This window comes from Blautia caccae, from assembly GCF_040095955.1.
GTDB classification, from domain to species: domain Bacteria; phylum Bacillota; class Clostridia; order Lachnospirales; family Lachnospiraceae; genus Blautia; species Blautia celeris.
Window position 1 is genome coordinate 204,274 of record NZ_JBBMFP010000002.1, and the last position, 23,268, is coordinate 227,541.

The following is a 23,268-nucleotide window of genomic DNA, read 5'->3' on the forward strand; positions in this document are numbered from 1 at the left end:
ATGGAAAACAGAGAAGAACGAATCACATTAAAACCCGATAACCATGATATGCGTCTGAAGTATTACGAACTGATTCTGGAGAGCAGAAGTCTTGCTGAGCTTCCCTGTTATCCTCTGCCTGAGGGGTACCGTTATGTGTATTACCGGGAGGGGGATAAAAAGGATTGGATCGCCATAGAGACCTCCGCCAGAGAATTTATCCTTCCTGAAGAGGGAGAGTCTGCCTGGAAGAGATATTACGCCGGAAAGGAAAAAGAACTGGAGAACCGAATGTTTTTTGTGGAGACCACTGACGGAGAAAAGGTTGCCACAGCCACAGCCTTCTATGAGCCACGTGACCTTTCCGGTGCCGGATGGCTGCACTGGGTTGCGGTAAAAAGGGAATACCAGGGGAAGGGCATTGCAAAGGCCCTGATCTCCCATACCCTGCAGTGCTTAAAAGAACTGGGGTATCCCTCCGTCAAAATACCCACACAGACAAATACCTGGGTTGCTGCCAGGCTCTATCTGGATTTTGGATTTCGGCCTGTTCCCCAAAATGCGGTGGACAGCCAAATAGGGTACGGAATCCTGAAAACCCTGACGAATCATCCGGCGCTTGCAGGCTTTGAGCCGGTGCCGTATGAAGAAATCTGGGATTCCCGTATGGTTCAGATCGAGAAAAGGCTGAGAGAACAATATCCCGGTCTGGTACATTTCAGGGTCTTGGAGGAGAATGGACAGGATAGGATTCTGTACTGTACGGAATCCGGGGCCGGAGAATGGGACGGTGCACTTTAGATACATGGCAGAAGGGCCGGAGGCATGTACTGCATTGATGCAGACAGCCGCCGGCCCTTTTGTCATATCAGCTTGTTGTATAAGCAAGAAAAATCTGGTGGATGGCTTTGTGAAGATACGGCAGGTATTTGTCCATGGTTACGGGCTGTTCAAATAAAATACAGTTGTAACAGGTGGACCCCACCAGTTCGATAAAAGTAAAAAGCATAAGCTCAGGTTCCTCACAGGTCACTGCGCTTTTTTTCATCATTTCCAGATAGTATTCATAAAATTTCTGTGATTCCTCCGGCACGGTTCTTTCAAAGGCATTTTTGAAGATTCCCCAGGAGAGATTCTTTGCAATGAACTGAAGAAGGGCATGTTCCTTCTGAAACCGTTCAATGATATAGTCCATCATCCACATCATCTGATCTTCAAAGCCTGAAACTTCCCTGGTGGCCAGGGCCTTATGGGCATCTGCGAATAACTGCCCGGCTTTGTAGGCGATCAGCTTATCCCTCAAATCATATTTGTCTTTAAAATACAGATAGAATGTTCCTTTTGCCAGACCGGCCTGGTTTACAATATCAGAGATCGTTGTTTTGGCAAAACCCTTTTTCGTAAACAGATCAAATGCTGTCTGGAAAAGTGCATTCTTTTTCTGCTTTTTGTTTATCTCCAGTTTTCCCATGGCTCTCTCACCTTTCATATGCGGCAACTGTCCGCTACCCTGACAGTTACGGCTTTTATCACACCTGAATTTCGATTTTAGTTTTATTATCCTATAGAAATGACTAAAAGTCAATATCTAAAAAATGACCAAAATTCATTTTGCTATTTCGTAGATTCTTGTGACTTTTAAATATTGACTATTGGTCATTTTCATATATAATGAAGGTTGAAATGAAAACGAAAAATAAACAGAATAGGGGATGATTTCTTTGGTCAAAACGGGTAAGTGGATAGCCAGACACCGGGTTCTCATATTGCTGCTGGGAATCCTTCTGCTGGTTCCATCCGTAATAGGTATGGCTAAAACAAGAATTAACTACGATTTGCTCAGTTATCTGCCGGAACACCTGGAAACCGTAAAGGGGCAGGATATTCTGGTGGATGAGTATGGAATGGGCGCATTTTCCATGGTTGTTGTGGAAAATATGGACCTGAAGGATGCGCAGAAGCTGGAGGATAAGTTCAGTGAGATACCGCATGTTAAAGATGTGCTCTGGTATGACGATGTGGCGGATATCAGTCTTCCGGTGGAAATGATTCCAAAAGACCTGCGGGAAGCCTTCTTCCGGGGAGATGCCACCATGATGCTGGCGCTTTTTGACAACACCACATCCTCCGATGAGGCTATGGAAGCTGTGACGCAGATGAGAAAAGCGGCAGATGAGCAGTGCTTTATCAGCGGTATGACAGGGATCGTCACAGACATTAAGAACATATCCCTGCAGGAGCTGCCCATCTATGTGGTCATTGCCACATGTCTGGCATTTCTGGTCCTGGAGCTTTCCACGGAATCCTTCCTGGTTCCGGTGCTTTTCCTGCTCAGCATCGGTTGCGCTATCTTATACAATATGGGAACCAACATATTCCTGGGGGAGATTTCATACATTACCAAGGCACTGACCGCTGTGCTGCAGCTTGGCGTTACCATGGATTATTCCATTTTCCTTCTGAACAGTTATGAGGAGAATAAACTTCGTTTTCCGGGAGACAAAAACAGGGCTATGGGGCATGCGATTTCCAACACCTTCAAATCCATTGTGGGCAGCTCAGTTACCACCATTGCCGGATTTGCAGCTCTTTGCTGCATGACCTTTACCCTGGGCAGGGACCTGGGCATTGTCATGGCAAAGGGTGTTGTGATCGGTGTGGTATGCTGTGTCACCCTGCTTCCGTCCATGGTCCTTATCTTTGACAAGGCCATTGAGAAGACAAGACACAGACCGCTCATACGAAATGTGGAGAAACCTTCCCGGTTCATTACAAAGCATTATAAATTGTGGCTGGTCGTTTTTCTGGTTCTGCTTTTCCCGGCCATCTACGGAAACAACCATACAAAGGTCTATTACAATATCGCCCAGTCTCTGCCGGCATCCCTTCCGGGCAATGTGGCAAATGAGAAGCTGCAGGAAGATTTTGATATGAGTACCATGCATATGATCCTTATGAACAAGGACATGGACAGCAAAGACAAACGCGACATGATGGAGGCGGTTGACCGGGTGGACGGCATCAAATGGACCATCGGCATGAACTCCCTGTTCGGCCCGTCCATTCCTGATTCCATGATACCTAAGGATATCAAAAAGATGCTGCAGAGTGACAAGTACGAGCTGGCTTTTGTCTGCTCCGAATATGAGTCAGCCACACCTACGGTCAATAAGCAGATTGCGGCTATCGATAAGATCGTAAAATCCTATGACAGCTCCGCTATGGTGATCGGTGAGGCGCCGCTGATGAAGGATCTGCAGGATGTAACGGATGTGGACCTGCGCAATGTAAATATTATCTCCATTGCTGCCATTTTCATTATCATCATGCTGGTATTTAAGTCCCTGTCCCTCCCTGTTATTCTGGTGGCGGTGATAGAGTTTGCCATAGCTGTGAATATGGCAGTGCCGTTCTATCAGGGAACCAGCCTTCCCTTTGTGGCAAGTATTGTCATAGGTACCATTCAATTGGGTGCCACTGTGGATTATGCCATATTGATGACCAGCCGGTACCAGAAGGAACGCCAGAGAGGACACAGCAAGAAGGAGGCCATATCCATTGCCCATAAGGCCAGCATGCTCTCCATTGTCACCAGCGGATGCAGTTTCTTCGCCGCTACGTTCGGTGTTGCCTGCTACTCCAAGGTGGATATGATCGGTTCTATCTGTACACTGCTTTCAAGAGGCGCTCTTATCAGTATGGCAGTAGTTATCATGGTCCTTCCGGCCATGTTTATGATATTTGACAAAGTGATTTGTAAGACATCCATAGGATTTCTGGGAAAGAAGACAAAAAAACAGTGCTCATCAGGAAAGGAAGTATTGGAATGAACAGGAACAGAAAGCTGAAGAATAAGATGATGACAGGACTTGCCGTGAGCATGGCTGCTGTTATGGGTGCCATGCCGGTCTACGCAGCAGGGGAAAATGAGAAAGAAGTATCCAAGGAAGAAACCGTCTATGTAAACGCGGATGCTGCAGGGAAAGAAAAGAACGTGACCGTGTCTAACTGGCTGAAAAATGCAGGCACAAAGAAGACATTAAAGGACCGGACGGATCTGAAAGACATAAAAAACGTAAAGGGCGATGAGACTTATACCGAAAGCGGAAATTCTGTCACATGGAATACCGAAGGGCAGGATATCTATTATCAGGGCAAAACAGGAAAGGACCTTCCCGTAACCGTGAACTTCACGTATTACCTGGACGGAAAGAAAATGAACCCGGAGGATCTGGCCGGCAAAAGCGGCCACCTGCAGATCAGGATCAAATACGAAAACCATGCAAAGCAGACCGTAAAGGTGGACGGAAAAGAAGAGACACTCTATAGTCCCTTTGTGATGCTGACAGGTCTGATCCTGCCTGAGGAGACGTTTTCAAATGTTGTGATCGATAACGGCAAGGTAATCTCAGACGGCAACCGAAACATTGTACTCGGCATTGCCATGCCCGGCCTGAAAGAAAGCCTGGGCCTTGACAAAAAACTGAACAAAGACAGTGACAGCGAAGGTATAAATCTGCCGGAGAACCTGGAAGTGTCCGCGGATGTAAAGAATTTCTCCATGGACCCCACCTTTACCATAGCGCTGACAGATGTTATGAAGGAACTGAAAACCGATGACATCACAGATATGGATAAACTAAAGGATGCCTTAAATGATCTGGAGGACGCCGCACTGAAACTGGTAGACGGTTCCGCAGAGCTTTCCAAAGGGGCCGGCACGCTGGATAACAAATACAAAGAATTTGATGATGGTGTCAACACCCTGAAAAGCGGAATCGAAACACTGGACAGCGGTGCCGCACAGCTTGCTGACGGAATCGGCAGTTATACCGACGGCGTAGACCAGTTGGATGACGGGATCCAGACTTACCTGGGAAGCAGCGGTGTCCTGACCGGCAAGGTCACAGAGTATGTAAATGGTGTCAGCACAGTGGTGAACGGCGTTAAGCAGTATGCAGACGGCGCAGTAAAGCTTGCAGACGGCACAGCGGCCTATATCGGCGGAGAAAAGCAGCTTGCAGCCGGAGCAGAGGGACTCAGACCCCTTGTATCGGGCCTGACGGAGATCAAGGGTGCCATTGAACAACTGAACAGTGTTCTGGACGGAAAAGGAAGCACCAAGGATGACATCCGCCTTGCTGCGGATACACTTGCCGCAGGAACACAGCAGTTAAAGGATACTCTGGATACTGCAGAGGTCAATGACATGATGGCATTGATAGACCAGATGACAGGCACCGGACAGGAACTGATCGGGGAGGCAGAGGGCCTTTCCTCTGTTATGCAGGAAAAGATTGCCAAACCGGTGGGTGAAATGATGGCGGCAGGCGAAAACCTCAAGGCAGGTCTCGGCTCTCTGCAGTCTTATCTGACCACAATCCAGACAGAGGCGGCAAAAGCCGTTGCCCAGGCAGAACAGATGATAACGGATTCTGTAAACGGCAGTATTGATGAGAAGAACGCCCAGCTTCAGTCTTCAGCACAAAACGCAGCACAAAATGCGGAGGATGCCGCCAACGCCCAGCTCCAGGCAGCAAGAGACGCTTTGGACGCGCAGATCGCCGCATCAGATGATGAGGCAGTTAAAAGTGCTCTGGAAGCAGCAAAAGGCCAGCTCGGCAATGTATCTGTGTCCGCAGAAAATGTAGAGGAACTGCAGCATATCCAGACGCCTGCAGTGGAGGTGAACCTTCCTGCGTTTGATCCCTCCGGAATTATCGGGGCCATGGAACAGATGGCAGGCTCTTATCAGTCAGTCGAATCCACAGTAAATGAACTCTGCGGCACCGAACTGCCGTCGATCCAGAAGAAGCTGGAAGGCATCACAGCCGTAAAGGACCAGATTCCCACAGCTTCCATGCAGACATTAAAGGAGAGTGTATCTGCTCTCAACACAGGCATGCAGCAGTTAAAAGGAGGCATCGGCCAGCTCTCAGGCAGTGTGAATCTTCTGGATCAGAAGACCTCTGTACTTCCCGAGGCAGGCAAAGGGATTCAGGCGCTTCTGGACGGTTTCCAGAACCTGGGAGGCGCGAACCGGCAGCTTTTGGACGGCGCAGCCGAGCTGAAAGAAAAGGCTCCCATACTGGTACAGGGTGTGGGAACATTACAGGGCGGCACCTCAGAGCTCAGCCAGGGCCTTGACGCGTTAAGCACAGAGCTTTCTTCCGGAGCCTCCACGCTTTCCGCAAACAGCGGCACACTGCGGGAAGGAGCTTCCGTTCTTACCTCAGGAACCGGCGAACTGCTGACCGGCAGCAACACCCTGCAGGATGCCAGCGGCCAGGTGCAGGACGGCATCTCCCAGCTCAAAGACGGCGCCAAAACCTTGAAGGACGGCATGAAGGAATTCGACGAAAAGGGCACAAAAAAGATGAAGGACACCATAGAAGATGAATTGGGCGATGTCCTGGACCGATTAAAAGCCCTCAATTCTGAAAACTGCACTTATGATACCTTCAGCGGAAAAGCAGACAACATGAACAGCAACGTGAAATTTATCATTGAAACAGACGCGATCGAGACAGAAGAATAAGATAAATCTTTGATCAGGCGGTACAGCACATTGTGGCTGTACCGTTTTTTTGATTCTGTCATCTGTAAATAGAGCATACAACTATATTGACAGTATACAACTACTGCGATATAATACAGAAAAACCAGGAGGTATAAAAAATGCGTAGTGACAGAATCAAAAAAGGAGTGGAGGCCGCGCCGCAGAGGGCACTGCTCTATGCACTTGGACTGACAGATTATGAGATGGAGAAGCCGCTGATCGGAATTGTAAGTTCACAAAACGAGATTGTGCCGGGGCATATGAATCTGGATAAGATAGTTGCAGCGGTTAAGCAGGGTGTCTCTGAGGCAGGCGGCGTTCCTGTTGTATTTCCGGCGATCGCAGTGTGCGATGGAATTGCCATGGGACATGAGGGAATGAAGTATTCCCTTGTGACAAGAGAGCTGATCGCAGATTCCACAGAAGCCATGGCTATGGCTCATCCCTTTGACGGCCTTGTCATGGTGCCGAACTGTGACAAGAATGTTCCCGGCCTTCTCATGGCAGCCGCGCGCCTGAACATTCCCTCCATTTTTGTGAGCGGAGGGCCTATGCTCGCCGGCATTTCCAAAAAAGAGCGCATCAGCTATTCCACCGTGTCCGAGGCGGTCAGTTCCTTTAAGGCAAACCGCATAGACGGGGAAACGCTCTGTACTTATGAGAAGAAAGCATGTCCCACCTGCGGCTCCTGTTCCGGCATGTTTACTGCCAACAGTATGAACTGCCTGACAGAGGTGCTGGGGATGGCCCTTCCCGGAAACGGAACCATCCCGGCTGTCTACAGCGCCAGGCTGCGTCTTGCAAAAGAGACCGGGCGGCGTATCCTGGAACTTGTCAAAGAGGATGTGAAGCCCCGGGATCTTATGGTCAGGGAGGCATTTGAAAATGCCCTGACCATAGATATGGCCCTTGGCTGCAGTACCAACAGCATGCTTCATCTTCCGGCCATTGCCCATGAGTGTGAGATAGAGATTGACCTGGATCTGGCAAATGAAATTTCAAAGAAAACACCGAATCTGTGCCGCCTTTCTCCCGCAGGAAACCACTATATAGAGGAACTGGAAGAAGCAGGCGGCATCCCTGCCGTGATGCATGAAATCAGTAAGCGAAACCTCCTGCATACAGAGCTGCTTACCTGTACAGGGAAAACCGTAGGAGAAAATATAAGCGGACATGAGATAAGAGACACCTCCATCATCCGTCCAATCAGCCGGCCCTACAGCGCCGGGGGCGGTATCGCTGTGCTGAAAGGCAGCCTCGCCCCGGAGGGCTGTGTGGTCAAAAAATCTGCCGTGGACGAAAAAATGATGCGGCACACAGGCAGGGCCCGCGTCTTTGACGGAGAGGAAGAGGCCCTGTCTGCCATCTATGCAGGAAAGATCCACGCAGGCGATGTAGTCGTCATCCGCTATGAAGGTCCAAAAGGCGGCCCCGGAATGCGGGAAATGCTCAATCCGACTTCAGCCATTATGGGAAGCGGCCTCGGTGATAAGGTGGCGCTGATCACTGACGGACGGTTTTCCGGGGCAACCAGAGGAGCCGCCATCGGCCATGTGTCCCCGGAGGCGGCAGACGGGGGGAATATCGGGCTGGTGGAGGATGGAGATCTGATTGAAATTGATATTTTAGACTGCCGGATCAATATTCTTATCTCCGACGAGGAACTGGCGGCCAGAAGGGTCGATTGGAAACCAAAAGAAAAAGCGCTTAAAGGATATCTGAGAAGATATGCCAAAAGTGTTTCTTCCGGCAGCAGAGGGGCGGTCCTGGACTGAGGCCCTGCCGTACACCATAGAAATGCCGCATTGCCATAATGCGGCATTTCCTGTATAATAAAAGACATATTGCAGAGGAAAGAAAAGAGAAAGAAGAGGATTTACCAATGATATCACACGAAAAAATAGAAGAGTTCATCTGTCAGTATCCGGTTTATCAATATGCCTTCTTCAGTCCGGAGGAAATTGATTTTTCCTACCGCGTCAGATGGATCTGCGAAAAAGAGTGCGATCGTTTCCAGTCCACCTGGGCCTGTCCGCCGGCTGTGGGAAGTGTGGAGGAGTGCAGGCACCGCTGTCTTGCCTACAAAGAATGCTTTCTGTTCTCCACCATAGCGGAGGTCTCCGATGTCATCAATTTTGAGGAGATGCTGTCCACCCGCAGGGAACATGAAAACATAACAGCCGCCATCGAACAGTTCATAAAGTCCCAGGGAACCGGGTGTATGGCTCTCTCCACAGAATCCTGTGACATCTGTGAAACATGCACGTATCCGGATGCCCCCTGCCGTTTCCCGGAGAAAATGCATCCCTGTGTGGAGAGCCACGGCATCATCGTCAGTGAACTGGCTGAAAAATATAATCTGGATTTTACCCTGTCTCCAAACCAGATTCTCTGGTTCGGCATTCTTTTTATCGAATAGATTGCAAGGTATCAAAGATCAGGAGGGCGGAACCGTCCCATACCGGGAACTCCCGCCCCCTTTTGTCATCAATTCTCCACTTTTCGCATACTCATAATAGTAAGACATCACCCCGGAGCACCCCCATGCGCAAAAAATCCACCCCCATCACCGGCCGCATCGCCGACTCCCTTCAAATCCCCAAAGACCTGGCATACCGGGAAGCCATCTTCACCATGACCGGCTCCAGGGAGCTTTTTATAGAAAATTACAAATGCATCCGCCAGTATGAGGACACCTGCATTATTCTCCTCACCAAACACGATGCTATAAAAATAGAGGGAACCCACCTCACCATTGACTACTACACCAACGAAGAGATGAAGATCACAGGAAGCATCTGTCGTGTTTCCTTTCTATAAGAAAATGGGAGGTAACAAAGTTGAAGGCTTGGAATTATTACTGCAAAGGCTATGTCCGCATCCGTCTGCAAAGCGGCGGCCCGGAACGTTTCCTGAATATGTGTGCCCACCATAATATCCCTGTTTGGGATCTGCAGAACCGGGAAGGGTTCTACGAAATGAATGTGAGTATCTCCGGGTTTTACCAGATGAAACCCATATGCCGAAAGACCGGTTCCCGTGTGAAAATCATAAAAAAATACGGACTGCCCTTCTTTTTTTACCGGAACAAAAAAAGAAAGGCATTTTTTATCGGCATTCTGGCAGGATTTTTTCTGCTCATGGTATTGTCCCAGCATATCTGGAACATTCATGTGGAGGGAAACCGCCACAACAGCACGCAGACCATACTCAATTATCTGGATGAGATCCAAATCCATCACGGTATCTTAAAAAAAGATGTGGACTGCTCCTACATAGCGGAACAGATGCGCAGGGAATTTCCTGACATCACCTGGGTATCCGCAAAAATATCCGGCACCCGGCTCATATTGGAAGTAAAAGAAAATGCCACGGCAAACAAGATAATAAATCAGACCGAGGAAAATCCCAGCAGCATAATTGCCGGAAAATCAGGAACCATTGTCTCCATGATCACCAGAAAAGGCACGCCCTGCAAAAAAGTGGGAGAGACTTGCGAAAAAGGCGAGACTCTGGTATCCGGCAGGGTGGATATCATGAACGACAGCAAGGAAGTGGTGGGGTATGAATACACAGAATCCGATGCTGACATTTATATTCAGTCCCAGATGCAGTATTACCATGAATTCGACATACATTTTCAGAAGAATGTCTATACCGGGGAAGCCAAGAAAGGCCCGGTCCTGCAGTTAGGTGATTACTTTATCAATCTGAAAGGGAAGAATCATTTTGACCAGTTTGATACCGTAACCAAGCTGCATCAGGTCCGGTTGACAGAGAACTTCCGCCTTCCCATTTTCTACGGAAGCAGCACAGATTATGAGAGTGTCACAAAGCCCTTCAAATACACAAAGGAAGGCGCTGAGAAAAAAGCGCAGGAACAGCTTGAACTTCTGCTTGATACCCTGCGCGAAAAAGAAGTACAGGTAAAAGAGAACCATGTAAAAATACAGGTGCTTAACAATGTCTGCGTGGCAAAAGGCCAGTTGACAATCATAGAAAAATCCACGGAAAAACAACCGGTGGAGATTCTGGAACAGCCTGCCCCAAATGCAGAAGAGGCAGAGGAAAACTAAAATTACTGCTGCCCGTGGAACGCGGGAACGGTCATGGAAGCCTGAATCAGGAAAGAAGACGCTCTGTGTGCAGCTGTGAAAAGGCTGCGTTTAGAATCCTTCCGTCCCCGACAGATGTAAAAACCTGCCGGGGACAATTTTCACGCACCCTGCCTTGGGGAAAATGTATTGACAGAACCGTGGAAGAGAACATATACTTGTGTTGGATTCTACTAACGTTTTTACTTACAGGAGGGGAATATATGTTAAAGCAAATATCCATATTCGCAGAAAATAAGAAAGGGATGCTGCAGTCTGTCACCGGTATCCTGGCACGGGAAAATATTAATATTATGGGCTCTGTCACAAACGACAGTGCCGAATACGGCATCATCCGAATGGTGGTCTCTGATCCGCAGCGGGCGCTGGAGGCCCTTTCCAAAGAAGGTTTTATCTGCCGCGACACGGATGTTCTGGGCGTGGAGCTGGATGACAATCCCGGTGCCCTGGACAGGCTTTTGGTCTCTCTTTTGGACAGCAATATCAATGTGGACTATCTATACCTTTCCTTCAATCGAAGTTCGGGAATGCCTATCATGATCCTCCATGTGGACTGCATCAATGAGGTGAAAAACTGCCTGCAGGCCAAAGGACACTGTGTCCTGTAAGTGTTTAAAGGATTACAGATGCCTCTGCTATTCCCAGATCAATAAGCTTCTTGACTGAAAATTCAACATCAGAACTTAAAACAGTCTCCAGCTCTGCCGCAAACCCTTCCATATCTTCCTTGTTAAGGCGATCCAGCAGGGAAGTGAGGCGGGGGAGATAGTATCTGTTTAAGGTTTCACGATTTCCCCGCATATTTCGGATAGGGTATCCCCACATAAGCTGATAAAAGAGTGAGGTATAGACGTTCCTGACCGCGTGATAGGGGGCCAGATGTATTATAAGTTCAAGAATGCTGTAAGCGGTCAGATCACAGCGCTGTTCCTGCCAAGGCATGCAGCGCCGGAAGTTTGGAGTCCACCGGGTAGATGCCGCGCTTGATGCCCACCATAATCTCCAGGCAAAGGGTATAACAGCGCTGGGAGACTTTCTTGTAACTGCTCCACTGAAAGGATTCCTGCGTCTTTGGAGGCGGCAGGGTGATCCTTTTTTCATAGAACTGATACAGAGCCGCCGGAAGCGAGGTGGTATTTCCAAATGTATCTTCCCGCTCTGAAATTCTGAGAATGGTTTATGTATCACCGGATTCTGTGACAGCCTCTGATGGACGGGAAAGGGATATAAAAGACGGGCAGGATATTAAGACTGCTTTTGCCGGACAGGGTTCCGTCTATGGTCCATATTTTTTAATGAGGCGAATGAATATATCGTCTGTTATTCTGCTCCGGTATATCAAAACGGCAGCATTGCAGGGGTACTCTGCATTGAAAAAGACGGATACATATTCAGTTCTATCATTCAGGGACTGCAGTTTGTCGATTCGGGAGAGTCCTATATGATCAACGCGGAAGGCACTGATATTGCAGTCAGCAGAAGAGAACATGTGGAGTGGGTGGACAGCCAGTATAATGCGGAGAAAATACTGGAGGAAAAAGAGGACCCTGTTACACGGTCCATTATAGAACTGGAGCGAAATGGTCTGGATGGAAAATCCGGACGGGGAACCTACTGCTGGGAGGACGGATTGTGCTATTTATTTTATGCCCCCATCCCCTCCACCGACTGGGTGTTGTTAACAGGGCTGCGCCGGGAAGAGATACATTCGATGACACAGTCCATGTTATATGCCTCGATCTCAAAGGGTCCTCTCTTAGGCATGTGTATCACGGCATTTTTACTGCTTACCGCGGCAATTATTATATGGATCATATTGAGTCTGAAAGAGAGCTCGAAAGAAAATGAAAGGCTGGAAATCAGTGCAAACCGTGACCCTCTCACCGGTATTAAAAACCGAAACTGCTTTCGTTCCGATGCAGAGATGCTTGCAGCCGGAAGTTACCGGACATTTGCCTGTGTTTATATGGATGCAAACGGGCTTCACGAGATCAACAATCATATGGAGCATGCAGCAGGAGATCAAATGCTGAAGGATTTGGCAGAGGTGCTCCGGCAGGTGTTTGGTCCGGAATATGTATACCGCATTGGCGGTGATGAATTCGTAGCCTTTTGCCTGAATCAGGATAAGCCGGAAGTTTTCCGCAGGATGAACGGAAAAGAACGTCAGTTACGTGTTCTAAACAAGGAGTTAGAACAGATACTTTTGGAGAAACAGGATGCGGATACATTCCTGTCTGTTTGGGCACCTGGTTTTAACGGAGTATATTTTGTCAATTTAAGCGGCGATGCCATCCGTCATTTATTTATCCCTTCCTATTTTCAGGAGCTGCTTGAGGAGACAAAGGATAAATTCAGCGAAGCCCTGCGCCTTAATGCCAACCGTATTGAAAAGCTGAATATCGGCTGCAGTTTGAAAACTTCTGCGACTACGGGTATCTGGAGACTCTTTTGAACCGGGATAGGAAAGGGAGAAGCGCATTTCGGATAAATTCACGCAACGCATAAGCCGGCATAATGTATAATGAGCTGATTTAAGTGCGCACCAGGCGCACAGAGGAAATAAAAATGACAAATACATGCCAGCTGAGCAATAACACTATAGATTATGTGAAACGTTACCGGTGCATCCTAGATACAATGATCGAGAACATGACATCTGTCTGCCTTACCGACAGTATTTCCGCAAACTTTATCAAACAGATGATCCCGCACCACCGGGCAGCCATCGAAATGTCGGAAAATCTGCTGCGCTTTACGACATGCATACCGCTTCAGAACATTGCCCAGAATATCATATGCTCCCAGAAAGAAAGTATCTGCAGTATGGAGGCCATCTGCTCCGAATGCAGCCGCCGGAGAAATACACCCCGGGCGTTGAATTACTACCAGCGCAGCAATGAGTGCATCCTTCGGAATATGTTCAGGGAAATGCACACGGCCTGCACCGACAACTGCATTGACGCAAATTTCATGCGTGAAATGATTCTCCACCACAGGGGTGCTGTCCTTATGTCCCAAAATGCACTTAAGTTTTGTATCTGTCCGGAATTAAAACCGATTTTGGAGTCGATCATTGATTCCCAGGAAAAGGGTGTTCAGGAGATGCAGCAGCTTCTAGGGGAGATCACGCAAAAATAAGTTCAGGGGGCACCGTAAGACAGTGTCCCCACCTTTTATCGCCTGCGCCCCGAAAATATCCTGCCGATTGCATATCAAATATGTTACAATGAATTAAGACACAGACAAATTCCACGATAACGATAAGAGACATTGAGGGAGGCAGGCGTATGGAATTAAGGGTACTTCGTTATTTTCTGACAGCAGTCAATGAGGGAAATATCACCAGAGCCGCAGATATTCTGCATGTGACGCAGCCTACACTCAGCAGGCAGCTCATCGAACTTGAAAATGAATTGGGCGCTACCTTGCTCATCAGGGGAAAACGCTCCCTGACTCTGACAGATGACGGAATGCTGTTCAAACAACAGGCAGAGGAGATTGTAGAACTGGCGGATAAGGCAGAACAGACCTTTACAGGGAAAAATGAAGCCATCAGCGGAGTGATTTCACTTGGCGCATCAGAGGCATTGGGAGGCCGTGTCCTGGCAAGATATATGAAGCAGTTTCTGAAAAAATATCCGGATGTCAGATTCGATTTATATAACGAGATGGCTGATAATATCAAAGATAAACTGGAAAAAGGGCTGTTGGATCTGGGCCTGTTGCTGGAGCCGGTTGATACCAAAAAATATGAATTTCTCCGCCTGTCACAGAAAGAGAGCTGGGGCATACTGCTTCGCAAAGATCATCCACTGGCGGAAAAAGACAAAATTTATGTGCAGGATCTAAGAGAATATCCCTTAATTCTGCCCAAAAGGGAAAATGCAAGAAATGAAGTGCTGAACTGGCTGCAGTGTGAAGAAAGCCATCTGAACATCCCTGTAAATTACAATCTGCTTTCTAATGTGGCACTTCTGGTGGAAGCAGGTATCGGCTGTGCGGTATGTCTGGACGGCGCACTGTCTGTTCATTGCAGTCCGGATATTTGTTTTTGCCCGGTCTATCCGGAACATACAACGCGGAGCGTCCTGCTTTGGAAAAAGAATCACCTGTTCCAGCCGGCGGCATCCTTGTTTATTCAAATGCTGCACACTCATAAATGGGGCGAGTAACAATAAATACGATTTTCTAAATACAGAGGGTGTTCCTCAAGTCTTTCATGGCTTTGGGGACACCCTTATTTTATGCCCGGAATCATACGCTCAGCGTATGATAAACGATAAAATGTAAGCATTGGACGAAAAGCGGACTGCGAATTTATAATAGACCTATAGCTAAAGGAGGTTTTGGAAGATGACTGAGTTTGAAAAGAAGCAGTCCGGCAAAATATACGATGCCCGTGACTCTGAACTTCGTTCGCTGCAGTACAGGGCTAAAGATCTGATGCAGGAGTATAATAGGATTCCTGCGGCAAACGAAAATGAGAAAAAACGGGTCTTAGATCTGCTTGTGGGAGCAGCCGGAAAAAATGTTCGTGTGAACCAGCCATTTTATGTGGATTACGGAAGCAATATTTTCATCGGGGACAACAGCTTTATCAATTTGAACTGCACGTTGCTGGATACAGGGAAAATCACCATAGGAAAAAACACTTTGATCGGACCGGATGTAAAAATCTATACGGCTGTACATGCAAAAGAAACAAGCGAACGGTTCTGGGAAGAAGATGACGGTGCCGTATATGTGAAAACATGGACACAGCCTGTCCGCATAGGGGATGGGGTATGGATCGGCGGAGGCGCGATCCTGCTGCCGGGAGTTACCATCGGAGATCATGCAGTGATCGGGGCCGGAAGCGTGGTAACAGAGTCCATACCGGCCGGGGCAGTAGCCTGTGGGAATCCATGTAAGGTAAAAAAGAGGAGGGAGGCAGATATCTGATGATAACCGGACGGCGGCGCCGAGCTGCTGGAAAAGATAGCCAAATGGCTGAAAAAACTTGATATATGTGCCGGGAAAGGAAGGGAAAATAATTATGAAGTATACAACATTAGGTGATTCGGATTTGAAAATATCACGCATCTGTATGGGATGCATGGGATTTGGAGATGCAAAGAGGGGACAGCATTCATGGACATTGGATGAAGAGCATTCCAGAGAGATCATAAAAAGGGGCCTGGAGCTGGGGGTGAATTTTTACGATACAGCCATCGCCTATCAGAGCGGAACCAGTGAACAATATGTAGGAAAAGCACTGCGGGATTATACCAAAAGGGATGAGTTGGTAATCGCCACAAAATTCCTCCCCCGGACAGAGGAAGAAATAAAGGCTGGAATTACCGGACAACAGCATGTTGAGCGTATGATAAATCAGAGCCTTAAAAATCTGGGCATGGATCATGTGGATCTTTATATTTACCACATGTGGGATTTTAAGACCCCACTTTATGAGATCATGGAGGGGCTGAACCGTGTGGTAAAAGCCGGAAAAGCCAGATATATCGGTATTTCCAATTGCTTCGCCTGGCAGCTTGCCAAAGCAAACTCATTAGCGGAGCGGGAAGGATTCGCAAAGTTTGTCTCTGTACAGGGACATTATAATCTTATCTTCCGGGAAGAGGAACGGGAAATGGTTCCCTATTGCCGGGAAGAAAATATTGCATTGACACCGTACAGTGCGCTGGCTGGCGGACGCCTTTCCAAACAGGCGGGGGAGACATCAAAGCGCCTGCAGGAAGATGACTATGCAAGGCTTAAATATGACGGGACAAAGGAACAGGACGAAGTTATCATAAGCAGGGTAGCAGAGCTGGCACAAAAAAGGGGTGTGTCTATGACAGAAATCTCATTGGCCTGGCTTCTGTCCAAAGTAACGGCTCCGGTGGTGGGCGCCACAAAATTTCAACATATCGAGGGAGCTGCACATGCTGTGGACATACAACTGACAGAAGAAGAAATGAAGTATCTTGAGGAGGCGTACGTTCCCCATAAACTGGCCGGCGTTATGGCCCAGAACCAGGTGAATATGCAGAAGAAACCCCGTGTGGTCCACAGGAGATCAGAGAATATAAATCCACAATCAGAGAGGAGAAAAGAAATATGCCGCATATTGCAATCACAATGATTCCGGGCAGAACTGCAGAAGAAAAAAAGAAATTAGCGGAGAGGGTACATGAGTTCATTACTGCAGAGCTTCAGATTGATGGTAAGTATGTATCGGTTTCAGTGGAAGATATTTTGAAAGAAAACTGGAATCAGTCTATGGAAAAGTTAACGGATGATATCATGTATGTAAAGCCCGGTGTGTAGAACGAAACAGGATTGCCATCAGGAGAAATCTGCATGCCCTCGGAGAAAATGGAGAGATTCTAACTGAATGTTGACACAATGTCAGGACAATGCTATAACTATTATAGTGACACGGTGTCAGAAAATTAGATGAACAACTTGAGAGGGGGAGCAGGAAATGCCAAAAGGATCGCCGGAGCGGACTTCCGCCAGAAAGGAAGAAATTGTAAAGGCCTGTGAACATCTATACCAGACCATGAGTTTTCGGGAAATCAACTTAAAAGAGATTGGAAAAGTGACATCCTTTACCAGAACGTCAATCTATAATTATTTTCAGACGAAAGAGGAGATTTTTCTGGAGTTACTGAAACGGGAATATGAATTATGGATTGAGGAACTCCAGCAGATCATAGAAGGGAATGAGACACTTTCAAAGAAAGATTTTGCAGGCCAGATAGCAAAAAGCCTAGAGCATCGGGAGCAGCTCTTAAAAATCATGTCCATGAATATGTATGACATGGAAGAAAACAGCCGCCTGGAAAATCTGGTGGATTTTAAGAAGGCTTACGGAAAATCTATGAGAACAATGTTAAGATGTATGAGCAAGTTTTTCCCGGATATGGAACTAAAAGAGCAGCAGGATTTTATTTACGAATTTTTCCCTTTTATCTATGGCATTTATCCGTACACAAGAGTGACGGAAAAACAAAAGGAGGCCATGGAACAGGCTGGGGTCAACTATGTATATCAATCCATTTATGAGATCACCTTTCAGTGCCTGATGCAGCTGCTTCCGGATAAGAAATAAAAACACATATAAACTGAGTGAAAAATTTAATTACAAGCAAGGAGGATAACAATGTCAGAAAAAATCGTACAGACTGCAGGAAGAGATCAATTAGGAGAATTTGCTCCGTCATTTGCACATTTCAATGATGACATCTTATTTGGTGAGGAATGGAACAGCCAGTCCATTGATCTGAAAACAAGATGCATGATTACTGTGGTAGCATTGGTGTCATCAGGGATCACCGATTCCTCTCTGATCTATCATTTGCAGAATGCAAAAGCACATGGAGTGACAAAGGAAGAAATCGCAGATGTTCTCACCCACATTGCCTTTTATGTAGGATGGCCAAAAGGATGGGCGGCATTTAAGCTGGCGAAAGAAGTATGGAATGAGACGGAAAAGGAAGAGACGGAGAAGGACAAGTTCCAGAATACCATCTTTTTCCCTGTAGGAATGCCAAATGATGGGTTTGCACAGTACTTTACCGGACAGAGTTATCTGGCCCCGGTTTCTTCCGAACAGGTAGGTATTTACAATGTGACGTTTGAGCCGGGATGCCGTAATAACTGGCATATCCATCAGGCGGACAAAGGCGGAGGGCAGATCCTCATCTGTGTAGGCGGACGAGGCTATTATCAGGAATGGGGGAAAGAACCTGTTGAGATGAAGCCGGGTGATTGTATCAATATTCCTGTAGGAGTGAAGCATTGGCACGGTGCGGCGCCGGACAGCTGGTTTGCCCATCTGGCCATAGAAGTGCCTGCAGAAAACGGATCAAATGAATGGCTGGAAGCGGTTAATGATGAACAGTATGGAAAATTGAGATGATTTGGTGACTACTAAAAACCGGCATTGCTTTAAAAGTGATGCCGGTAACCGTAATCGGAACTATGAATGGAGAACATCCAACCTGGACACTGGTGGCCCATGTGGGAATCATCGGACACGACAGAGTTCCGGTAAGTTTGGCAGCGCCGCACTTTATCAATCAGTTTATCAAAGATACGAAGAAACTGTCCATCAACATGGTAGGCATGGTTGAAAAAATAAAAGGTAAAAGTACAGATATTTTATCGATTGTACAAACGGAAGAAGAAATTCGAGAGAGGGTAAAAGATGTTTTTGATAATATCATTGTGGAAAGAACACAGAAATTAATTATTTTTATTGATGAATTAGATCGCTGTAAACCGACATTTGCCATAGAAATGTTAGAAAGGATAAAACATTACTTTGAAGATGACCACATTATATTTGTAGTATCTGTAAATAAAGAACAATTGGTACATACCATATCCAATTATTATGATAGTGGATTTGATGCTACTAGATATTTGAATAAATTTTTTGATGAAAATGTAAATTTACCAGAAATGAGCAGTTACTCAAAGCGTACTGTTGAATGTGGTAACACTAATACTGAAAAAACATATTGGTTAACAAAGATTGCAGATGAGCTAGGGATGTATTATCATTTATCACTTAGAGATAAACTTATTTATAGAAGTAGCCTTGTATGATTTTATTAGATATTGTTGATGCAAATGAGAAGAAAAAATTTATAGAAGGCAACAGCGATTTTGTAGAAAAGACTTTACCTCAGATTGAAATTTATAAGCAATTTGTTCTTAGAGTTATAGGCGATGGAAGCAGAGACGAACAAGAGAAAAAATTTAAAATTGGTTGTGAAGAAGTCGTAAAGATATATAAATATATATTTGAATTTGAAGGCGACGAATACTATGACCGATTTGATTTAGATCGTAATACGAAATCAAAATGTATCGCAGCGTATAATGGACATACATATTACTAAAATTAAAAAGCAAGCTGGAGTCTATAAAAGAATTCAGTTTGCTTTTTATGTACACAGAAATAATGCACAGTACACAATTGTGCTTTCTGCTAAAGCCAGTAAATTCAAGGCATAAGAGGGATAGGCTACATTTTATTATCCCAACTGGTGGGCTTCAATCCCTATGCCGATCGCGTCATTTCTGGAGGAATATGATTTCTCCGGTAAAACGATCATCCCGTTTTGCAGCCACGGCGGCGGCCGGTTCGGACAGAGCCTGACGGCCATCTCAAAGCTGGTTCCTGATGCCCATATGGGGGAAGCGCTGTCCGTCCACTATTCAGGCGGGTCTTCCCTGAACAGCGATATCAGCAGCTGGCTGGATGCCAACGGGATACAGCGTAAATAAGCACCTGGTAAGTGAAGTACAGCAATATATCATTCCCGAAGTCATTCCTATCGATTTCTATGATGAGACGAAAATATCATTTGATAAATTGGAGAGTTTTTTATCAAAGAGGATTTACATTAGAAAAAAAATAGTTTAGAAATTGTTTATTCTTTTGTTAGATATATGTTATCCGTGAAGTCTATATTTTAACCATCGGGTATATACGGCCCATGCAGACCTGCATCCCTGTAAGGGCTGCGAAGCCTGCGGCATGTCCGGGCCATGTGCCCAGAAAGATGATATGGCCTTTGTGCGTAAGAATATGCTGGAAACGGATCTGGCAGTCTTTGTGACGCCACTTTACTATTTTGGCCTGTCCGCGCAGATGAAAATGGTGATCGACCGGTTTTACAGCTTTAATGGAGCATTGACGGCAAGAGGGCTGAAATCTGTACTGCTTGCCGCGGCATGGAATACGGATGACTGGACCATGAAAGATATCAAGAGCCATTACATGACGCTGTGCAGCTATCTGAATTTCCGGAATCAGGGGATGGTACTGGGAACCGGCTGCGGAACGCCCGCCATGACGAAAAGGACACAATTCCCCCAAGAAGCATACGAGCTTGGAAAAAGGATTGGCGGGTGAACGGATGAGGAAGCCAAAAACAGTAGTGAAAATCGTCGTTGACATTTTGATGACAGCAGCGATGCTCTTTTTAATGGGGTATCAGTTCTGGGGGGAGGTGGCCCATGAATGTCTCTGGCGAGGTGGCTGCATATTCTGGGGGCATACTGGGGCTTTGTGCTGATGAGCCTGCATCTGGGTCTGCACTGGAGTATGTTTATTGGGATGGCGAGGAAAGGATTTGGATTCAAAAACGCATCCAGACTGCGGTTTATACTCCTGCTTGCTGTCGGACTATTGGTTGCAGTTTATGGAAGTTTTGCCTTTGTCAAACGTGATTTTTTGACATATTTATTTTTGCGCTCTGAATTTATCTTTCTTGATTATAACGAACCGGTTATACTGTTTTATTTGGATTATCTGGCGCTGATGGGGGCATTTATTTTCCTTTCCCACTATACGTCCAGGCTGATTACCAAATTCGCAGGCTACAAGAAAAATAACTGATCAGGATGGTTCAGCCGGGGGTGAAAATGGAGATGAAAATTTCAAAATTCGTATTCTGGATTTATAAACAAAAGAAATATTTGAGTTTTCATTCCCGCCAGGGATATGAGAGTGTTTATGCAAAAACATCGGAAGAGATGTGGGAACTGATACACCTCTACATAGAGACGGGATATAAGGTGTATTAAGAAAGCGGGTGGTGTGGGAAGGAGGTTTTAATATGCCAGAGATACTGATTGTAAAAGAATGTTTTGGAATAGAGCAGGCCTTACATCAGTTGACTGCTTTAGAATATTCCTGTACAGCCGTTCAAAACAGGGAAGAAGCCTCGGAACTACTGCATCACCAAATGTATGACCTTGTCCTGTTAGGCATAGGGCATCTGGAAGCGGATCTACTTTGGATTGAAGATATAGCAGGGAGATATCCGGGGCTTCCAGTGATCGCCGTTGGTAATGTAAAGGATTCCGGCGAACGGATCCGGCTTTTAAATCATGGAGCATGGGATTGTATCCCTTCTTCTTGTTCCTCGGGAGAGATCACAGCAAGAGTAAAGGCAATTGTCCGGAGAAGAGAGAAGTACGGAGAAAGGTAAGAAGGTTAGGAAAGGACTGATGGAATCAAAAGAAGAACAGCAGCAATATACATCGGCATTGTTCTGACACTGCTTTTGGAAGGGTATGAAAAACAGCCGGATAACAGTCAGACGGATACAGCAAAAGACACAGAAGGTGAAATAGCAGAAGAATTGCCGTTAAGATGTCCACTGGGGAACCGGGCAGCAATTATTTGAAAACGGATCTGATCGGCGGTTTGGTGCAGTCCTTTGAAAACCAGACAATCGTGGAGTGCAACACTGCCTATGGCGGTTCCCGTGCAAATACGGCCATGCATTATCAGGTGGCGGAAGATCACGGCTACACAGCCATTGCAGAGGTGGACATCATGGATGAAAACGGCTCCATGACGCTACCGGTCATCGGCGGTGATAATCTCACGGAAGACTATGCGGGCGTAAATTTTGCCAACTACGATTATTATGTGGTGCTGTCACATTTTAAAGGCCATTCTATGTTTAACTGTTCTGTTTTCATGGAACAGGTGGTCTTGAATTGTGCATAGGGTGGCTATTTTCCGGGCCATGTGGTATACTGTAACCAACGATATAAAAGCAAAGGAGATGATTCCGATGTTAGTAAAAGCAGATAAAAAGTGGGATTATGCACTTGGTATGATCAAAGTGGATGGTTTGGAGCCTAGCCCTGAAATGAAGGAATTAATTAAAAAAGAAAAACGGGGCGAGATTTCAATGGAAGAGGTGAAAAAGGCTCTTGACCGCAAATATAAAATGAAACCGTAGGAGGCAGAAATGCGTGACCCCTATTTATACCCGGATTCTGAAGTGCTGAAGAATCTGGCGGGTATTCAAGATGAGCAGATGTTGAAAGACATGGAGGCAGATTATACATTATACAGACTTTCAGAAATTGTAACGGATGCTGATTGGATGAAATTTGACTTTAATTCTCTGTGTAAAATGCATTATCATATCTTTCAGGATATATATGAATGGGCCGGCTGCCCCCGTATCATCAATATTGAAAAGGCAGAGGCGGTATTGGGAGAGCTGTCAATTGAATATTCGGATTGTTATGACATAAAAAAGGATGCCGTTTTGGTTCTGTCTGAAATGAATGCGTTTCACTGGAGAACAGCTGAATTTGACCAAGTGGTGGAAAAGTTTTCCGATTGTATGGCCAGACTTTGGAAAGTGCACCCTTACCGGGAAGGAAATACTCGGACAATCGTCACATTCTGCTCCATGTTTATCGAGGCACAGGGAATCTATATTGAGAGTGATCTGTTTAAAGATAATGCATCCTATATGAGGGATGCACTGGTTGCAGCAAATGCAGAGTTCCATGATTTGGGAGACCTGCGTAAATCAGAGTATCTGCGGCATATCGTGCAGGATGCTCTGGAGCAGGGGCAGGAAATGCGGGAGCGCATTGAAGAACAATTGCGTGCAGTAAATCTGATTGTTTCGGAAGATAACATCCGGAAAATTGTAATTTGGAACCGCAAAGATAAAAAGGAGCATGATGCCCAAGAGATAAAAAAGTATCTGCAATGATAAACGAACCAAAGCAATGACAGAACTTTTTGAGAAAGCAGAAGGAAAAGATATAAAAATAAGACAACCGAATCATTAG

At 46.3% G+C, this 23,268-nt stretch carries 27 protein-coding genes and 1 pseudogene; 26 read left to right on the forward strand and 2 right to left on the reverse strand.

Features of this window, described 5'->3' with window-relative positions; all coding sequences use genetic code 11:
* A complete protein-coding gene (locus WMO65_RS02785) occupies positions 1-780 on the forward strand; it encodes a GNAT family N-acetyltransferase (RefSeq protein ID WP_148391446.1) in 780 nt (259 codons plus the stop codon).
* A gap of 67 nt (positions 781-847) precedes the next feature.
* On the opposite strand, the gene WMO65_RS02790 is transcribed toward WMO65_RS02785, so the two are convergent.
* On the reverse strand, positions 848-1,450 hold the full coding sequence (locus WMO65_RS02790; protein ID WP_033143403.1) for a TetR/AcrR family transcriptional regulator: 603 nt from the start codon (positions 1,448-1,450) through the stop codon (positions 848-850).
* A 241-nt stretch (positions 1,451-1,691) separates the two neighbouring features.
* Between WMO65_RS02790 and WMO65_RS02795 the strand changes: the two genes are divergently transcribed.
* The 7 genes from WMO65_RS02795 to WMO65_RS02825 all read left to right on the forward strand — a co-directional run bounded on the left by WMO65_RS02795 (position 1,692) and on the right by WMO65_RS02825 (position 11,261).
* Positions 1,692-3,809 carry an efflux RND transporter permease subunit gene (locus WMO65_RS02795; protein ID WP_186971210.1) on the forward strand — a complete coding sequence of 706 codons (2,118 nt, stop codon included), beginning with the start codon at positions 1,692-1,694 and terminating at the stop codon, positions 3,807-3,809.
* Complete coding sequence (locus tag WMO65_RS02800) at positions 3,806-6,517, forward strand: hypothetical protein (protein ID WP_148391445.1); 2,712 nt, start codon at positions 3,806-3,808, stop codon at positions 6,515-6,517. Before WMO65_RS02795 ends, WMO65_RS02800 begins: the two co-directional genes overlap by 4 nt.
* A gap of 140 nt (positions 6,518-6,657) precedes the next feature.
* Entirely contained in the window at positions 6,658-8,313 is a 1,656-nt protein-coding gene (ilvD, locus tag WMO65_RS02805) for a dihydroxy-acid dehydratase (protein ID WP_148391444.1), read from the forward strand.
* 107 nt (positions 8,314-8,420) lie between these two features.
* Entirely contained in the window at positions 8,421-8,957 is a 537-nt protein-coding gene (locus WMO65_RS02810) for a DUF2284 domain-containing protein (protein ID WP_033143408.1), read from the forward strand.
* Between the two features lie 125 nt (positions 8,958-9,082).
* The gene (locus WMO65_RS02815) at positions 9,083-9,358 is read left to right on the forward strand and encodes a YabP/YqfC family sporulation protein (protein WP_033143400.1); all 276 of its coding nucleotides are present in this window, start codon (positions 9,083-9,085) and stop codon (positions 9,356-9,358) included.
* Between the two features lie 20 nt (positions 9,359-9,378).
* Positions 9,379-10,614 (forward strand): sporulation protein YqfD, encoded by a 1,236-nt coding sequence (locus tag WMO65_RS02820; protein WP_148391443.1) that lies wholly within the window; start codon positions 9,379-9,381, stop codon positions 10,612-10,614.
* Positions 10,615-10,856: 242 nt separating this feature from the next.
* Entirely contained in the window at positions 10,857-11,261 is a 405-nt protein-coding gene (locus tag WMO65_RS02825; RefSeq protein ID WP_033139802.1) for an ACT domain-containing protein, read from the forward strand.
* A 4-nt stretch (positions 11,262-11,265) separates the two neighbouring features.
* On the opposite strand, the gene WMO65_RS02830 is transcribed toward WMO65_RS02825, so the two are convergent.
* Entirely contained in the window at positions 11,266-11,796 is a 531-nt protein-coding gene (locus WMO65_RS02830) for a hypothetical protein (protein WP_148391442.1), read from the reverse strand.
* 298 nt (positions 11,797-12,094) lie between these two features.
* Between WMO65_RS02830 and WMO65_RS02835 the strand changes: the two genes are divergently transcribed.
* The 18 genes and pseudogenes from WMO65_RS02835 to WMO65_RS02920 all read left to right on the forward strand — a co-directional run bounded on the left by WMO65_RS02835 (position 12,095) and on the right by WMO65_RS02920 (position 23,189).
* Positions 12,095-13,108, forward strand: coding sequence for a sensor domain-containing diguanylate cyclase (locus tag WMO65_RS02835; RefSeq protein ID WP_148391441.1), 1,014 nt, complete (start codon positions 12,095-12,097; stop codon positions 13,106-13,108).
* Positions 13,109-13,221: 113 nt separating this feature from the next.
* The gene (locus WMO65_RS02840) at positions 13,222-13,794 is read left to right on the forward strand and encodes a DUF305 domain-containing protein (protein ID WP_148391440.1); all 573 of its coding nucleotides are present in this window, start codon (positions 13,222-13,224) and stop codon (positions 13,792-13,794) included.
* A 149-nt stretch (positions 13,795-13,943) separates the two neighbouring features.
* The gene (locus WMO65_RS02845; protein ID WP_148391439.1) at positions 13,944-14,828 is read left to right on the forward strand and encodes a LysR family transcriptional regulator; all 885 of its coding nucleotides are present in this window, start codon (positions 13,944-13,946) and stop codon (positions 14,826-14,828) included.
* A 181-nt stretch (positions 14,829-15,009) separates the two neighbouring features.
* A complete protein-coding gene (locus WMO65_RS02850; RefSeq protein WP_148391438.1) occupies positions 15,010-15,597 on the forward strand; it encodes a sugar O-acetyltransferase in 588 nt (195 codons plus the stop codon).
* Between the two features lie 94 nt (positions 15,598-15,691).
* The gene (locus WMO65_RS02855; RefSeq protein WP_148391437.1) at positions 15,692-16,780 is read left to right on the forward strand and encodes an aldo/keto reductase; all 1,089 of its coding nucleotides are present in this window, start codon (positions 15,692-15,694) and stop codon (positions 16,778-16,780) included.
* Positions 16,756-16,965 carry a tautomerase family protein gene (locus WMO65_RS02860; RefSeq protein WP_033139795.1) on the forward strand — a complete coding sequence of 70 codons (210 nt, stop codon included), beginning with the start codon at positions 16,756-16,758 and terminating at the stop codon, positions 16,963-16,965. The genes WMO65_RS02855 and WMO65_RS02860 overlap by 25 nt, the downstream gene beginning before the upstream one ends.
* Positions 16,966-17,122: 157 nt before the next feature.
* Entirely contained in the window at positions 17,123-17,752 is a 630-nt protein-coding gene (locus WMO65_RS02865) for a TetR/AcrR family transcriptional regulator (RefSeq protein WP_148391436.1), read from the forward strand.
* 51 nt (positions 17,753-17,803) lie between these two features.
* Positions 17,804-18,562, forward strand: a complete 759-nt coding sequence (locus WMO65_RS02870) for a carboxymuconolactone decarboxylase family protein (RefSeq protein WP_103732346.1) — start codon at positions 17,804-17,806, stop codon at positions 18,560-18,562.
* Between the two features lie 101 nt (positions 18,563-18,663).
* A complete protein-coding gene (locus WMO65_RS02875; RefSeq protein WP_243128767.1) occupies positions 18,664-19,254 on the forward strand; it encodes a P-loop NTPase fold protein in 591 nt (196 codons plus the stop codon).
* Positions 19,251-19,550, forward strand: coding sequence for a hypothetical protein (locus tag WMO65_RS02880; protein WP_148391435.1), 300 nt, complete (start codon positions 19,251-19,253; stop codon positions 19,548-19,550). Before WMO65_RS02875 ends, WMO65_RS02880 begins: the two co-directional genes overlap by 4 nt.
* Positions 19,551-19,698: 148 nt before the next feature.
* Positions 19,699-19,938, forward strand: a pseudogene (locus WMO65_RS02885) (flavodoxin); the annotation flags it as partial.
* Between the two features lie 253 nt (positions 19,939-20,191).
* On the forward strand, positions 20,192-20,569 hold the full coding sequence (locus WMO65_RS02890) for a flavodoxin family protein (protein ID WP_148391434.1): 378 nt from the start codon (positions 20,192-20,194) through the stop codon (positions 20,567-20,569).
* A 108-nt stretch (positions 20,570-20,677) separates the two neighbouring features.
* A complete protein-coding gene (locus WMO65_RS02895) occupies positions 20,678-21,055 on the forward strand; it encodes a hypothetical protein (protein ID WP_243128765.1) in 378 nt (125 codons plus the stop codon).
* A gap of 26 nt (positions 21,056-21,081) precedes the next feature.
* The gene (locus tag WMO65_RS02900) at positions 21,082-21,243 is read left to right on the forward strand and encodes a hypothetical protein (protein ID WP_187370514.1); all 162 of its coding nucleotides are present in this window, start codon (positions 21,082-21,084) and stop codon (positions 21,241-21,243) included.
* Between the two features lie 32 nt (positions 21,244-21,275).
* Entirely contained in the window at positions 21,276-21,650 is a 375-nt protein-coding gene (locus tag WMO65_RS02905) for a response regulator transcription factor (RefSeq protein ID WP_148391433.1), read from the forward strand.
* Positions 21,651-21,814: 164 nt separating this feature from the next.
* Positions 21,815-22,177 carry a DUF362 domain-containing protein gene (locus tag WMO65_RS02910; RefSeq protein WP_148391432.1) on the forward strand — a complete coding sequence of 121 codons (363 nt, stop codon included), beginning with the start codon at positions 21,815-21,817 and terminating at the stop codon, positions 22,175-22,177.
* Positions 22,178-22,244: 67 nt separating this feature from the next.
* On the forward strand, positions 22,245-22,415 hold the full coding sequence (locus WMO65_RS02915) for an antitoxin VbhA family protein (RefSeq protein ID WP_187370513.1): 171 nt from the start codon (positions 22,245-22,247) through the stop codon (positions 22,413-22,415).
* A gap of 9 nt (positions 22,416-22,424) precedes the next feature.
* Positions 22,425-23,189: a Fic/DOC family protein gene (locus tag WMO65_RS02920; RefSeq protein WP_148391431.1), complete on the forward strand. Its 765-nt coding sequence runs from the start codon at positions 22,425-22,427 to the stop codon at positions 23,187-23,189.
* Positions 23,190-23,268: the final 79 nt, after the last annotated feature.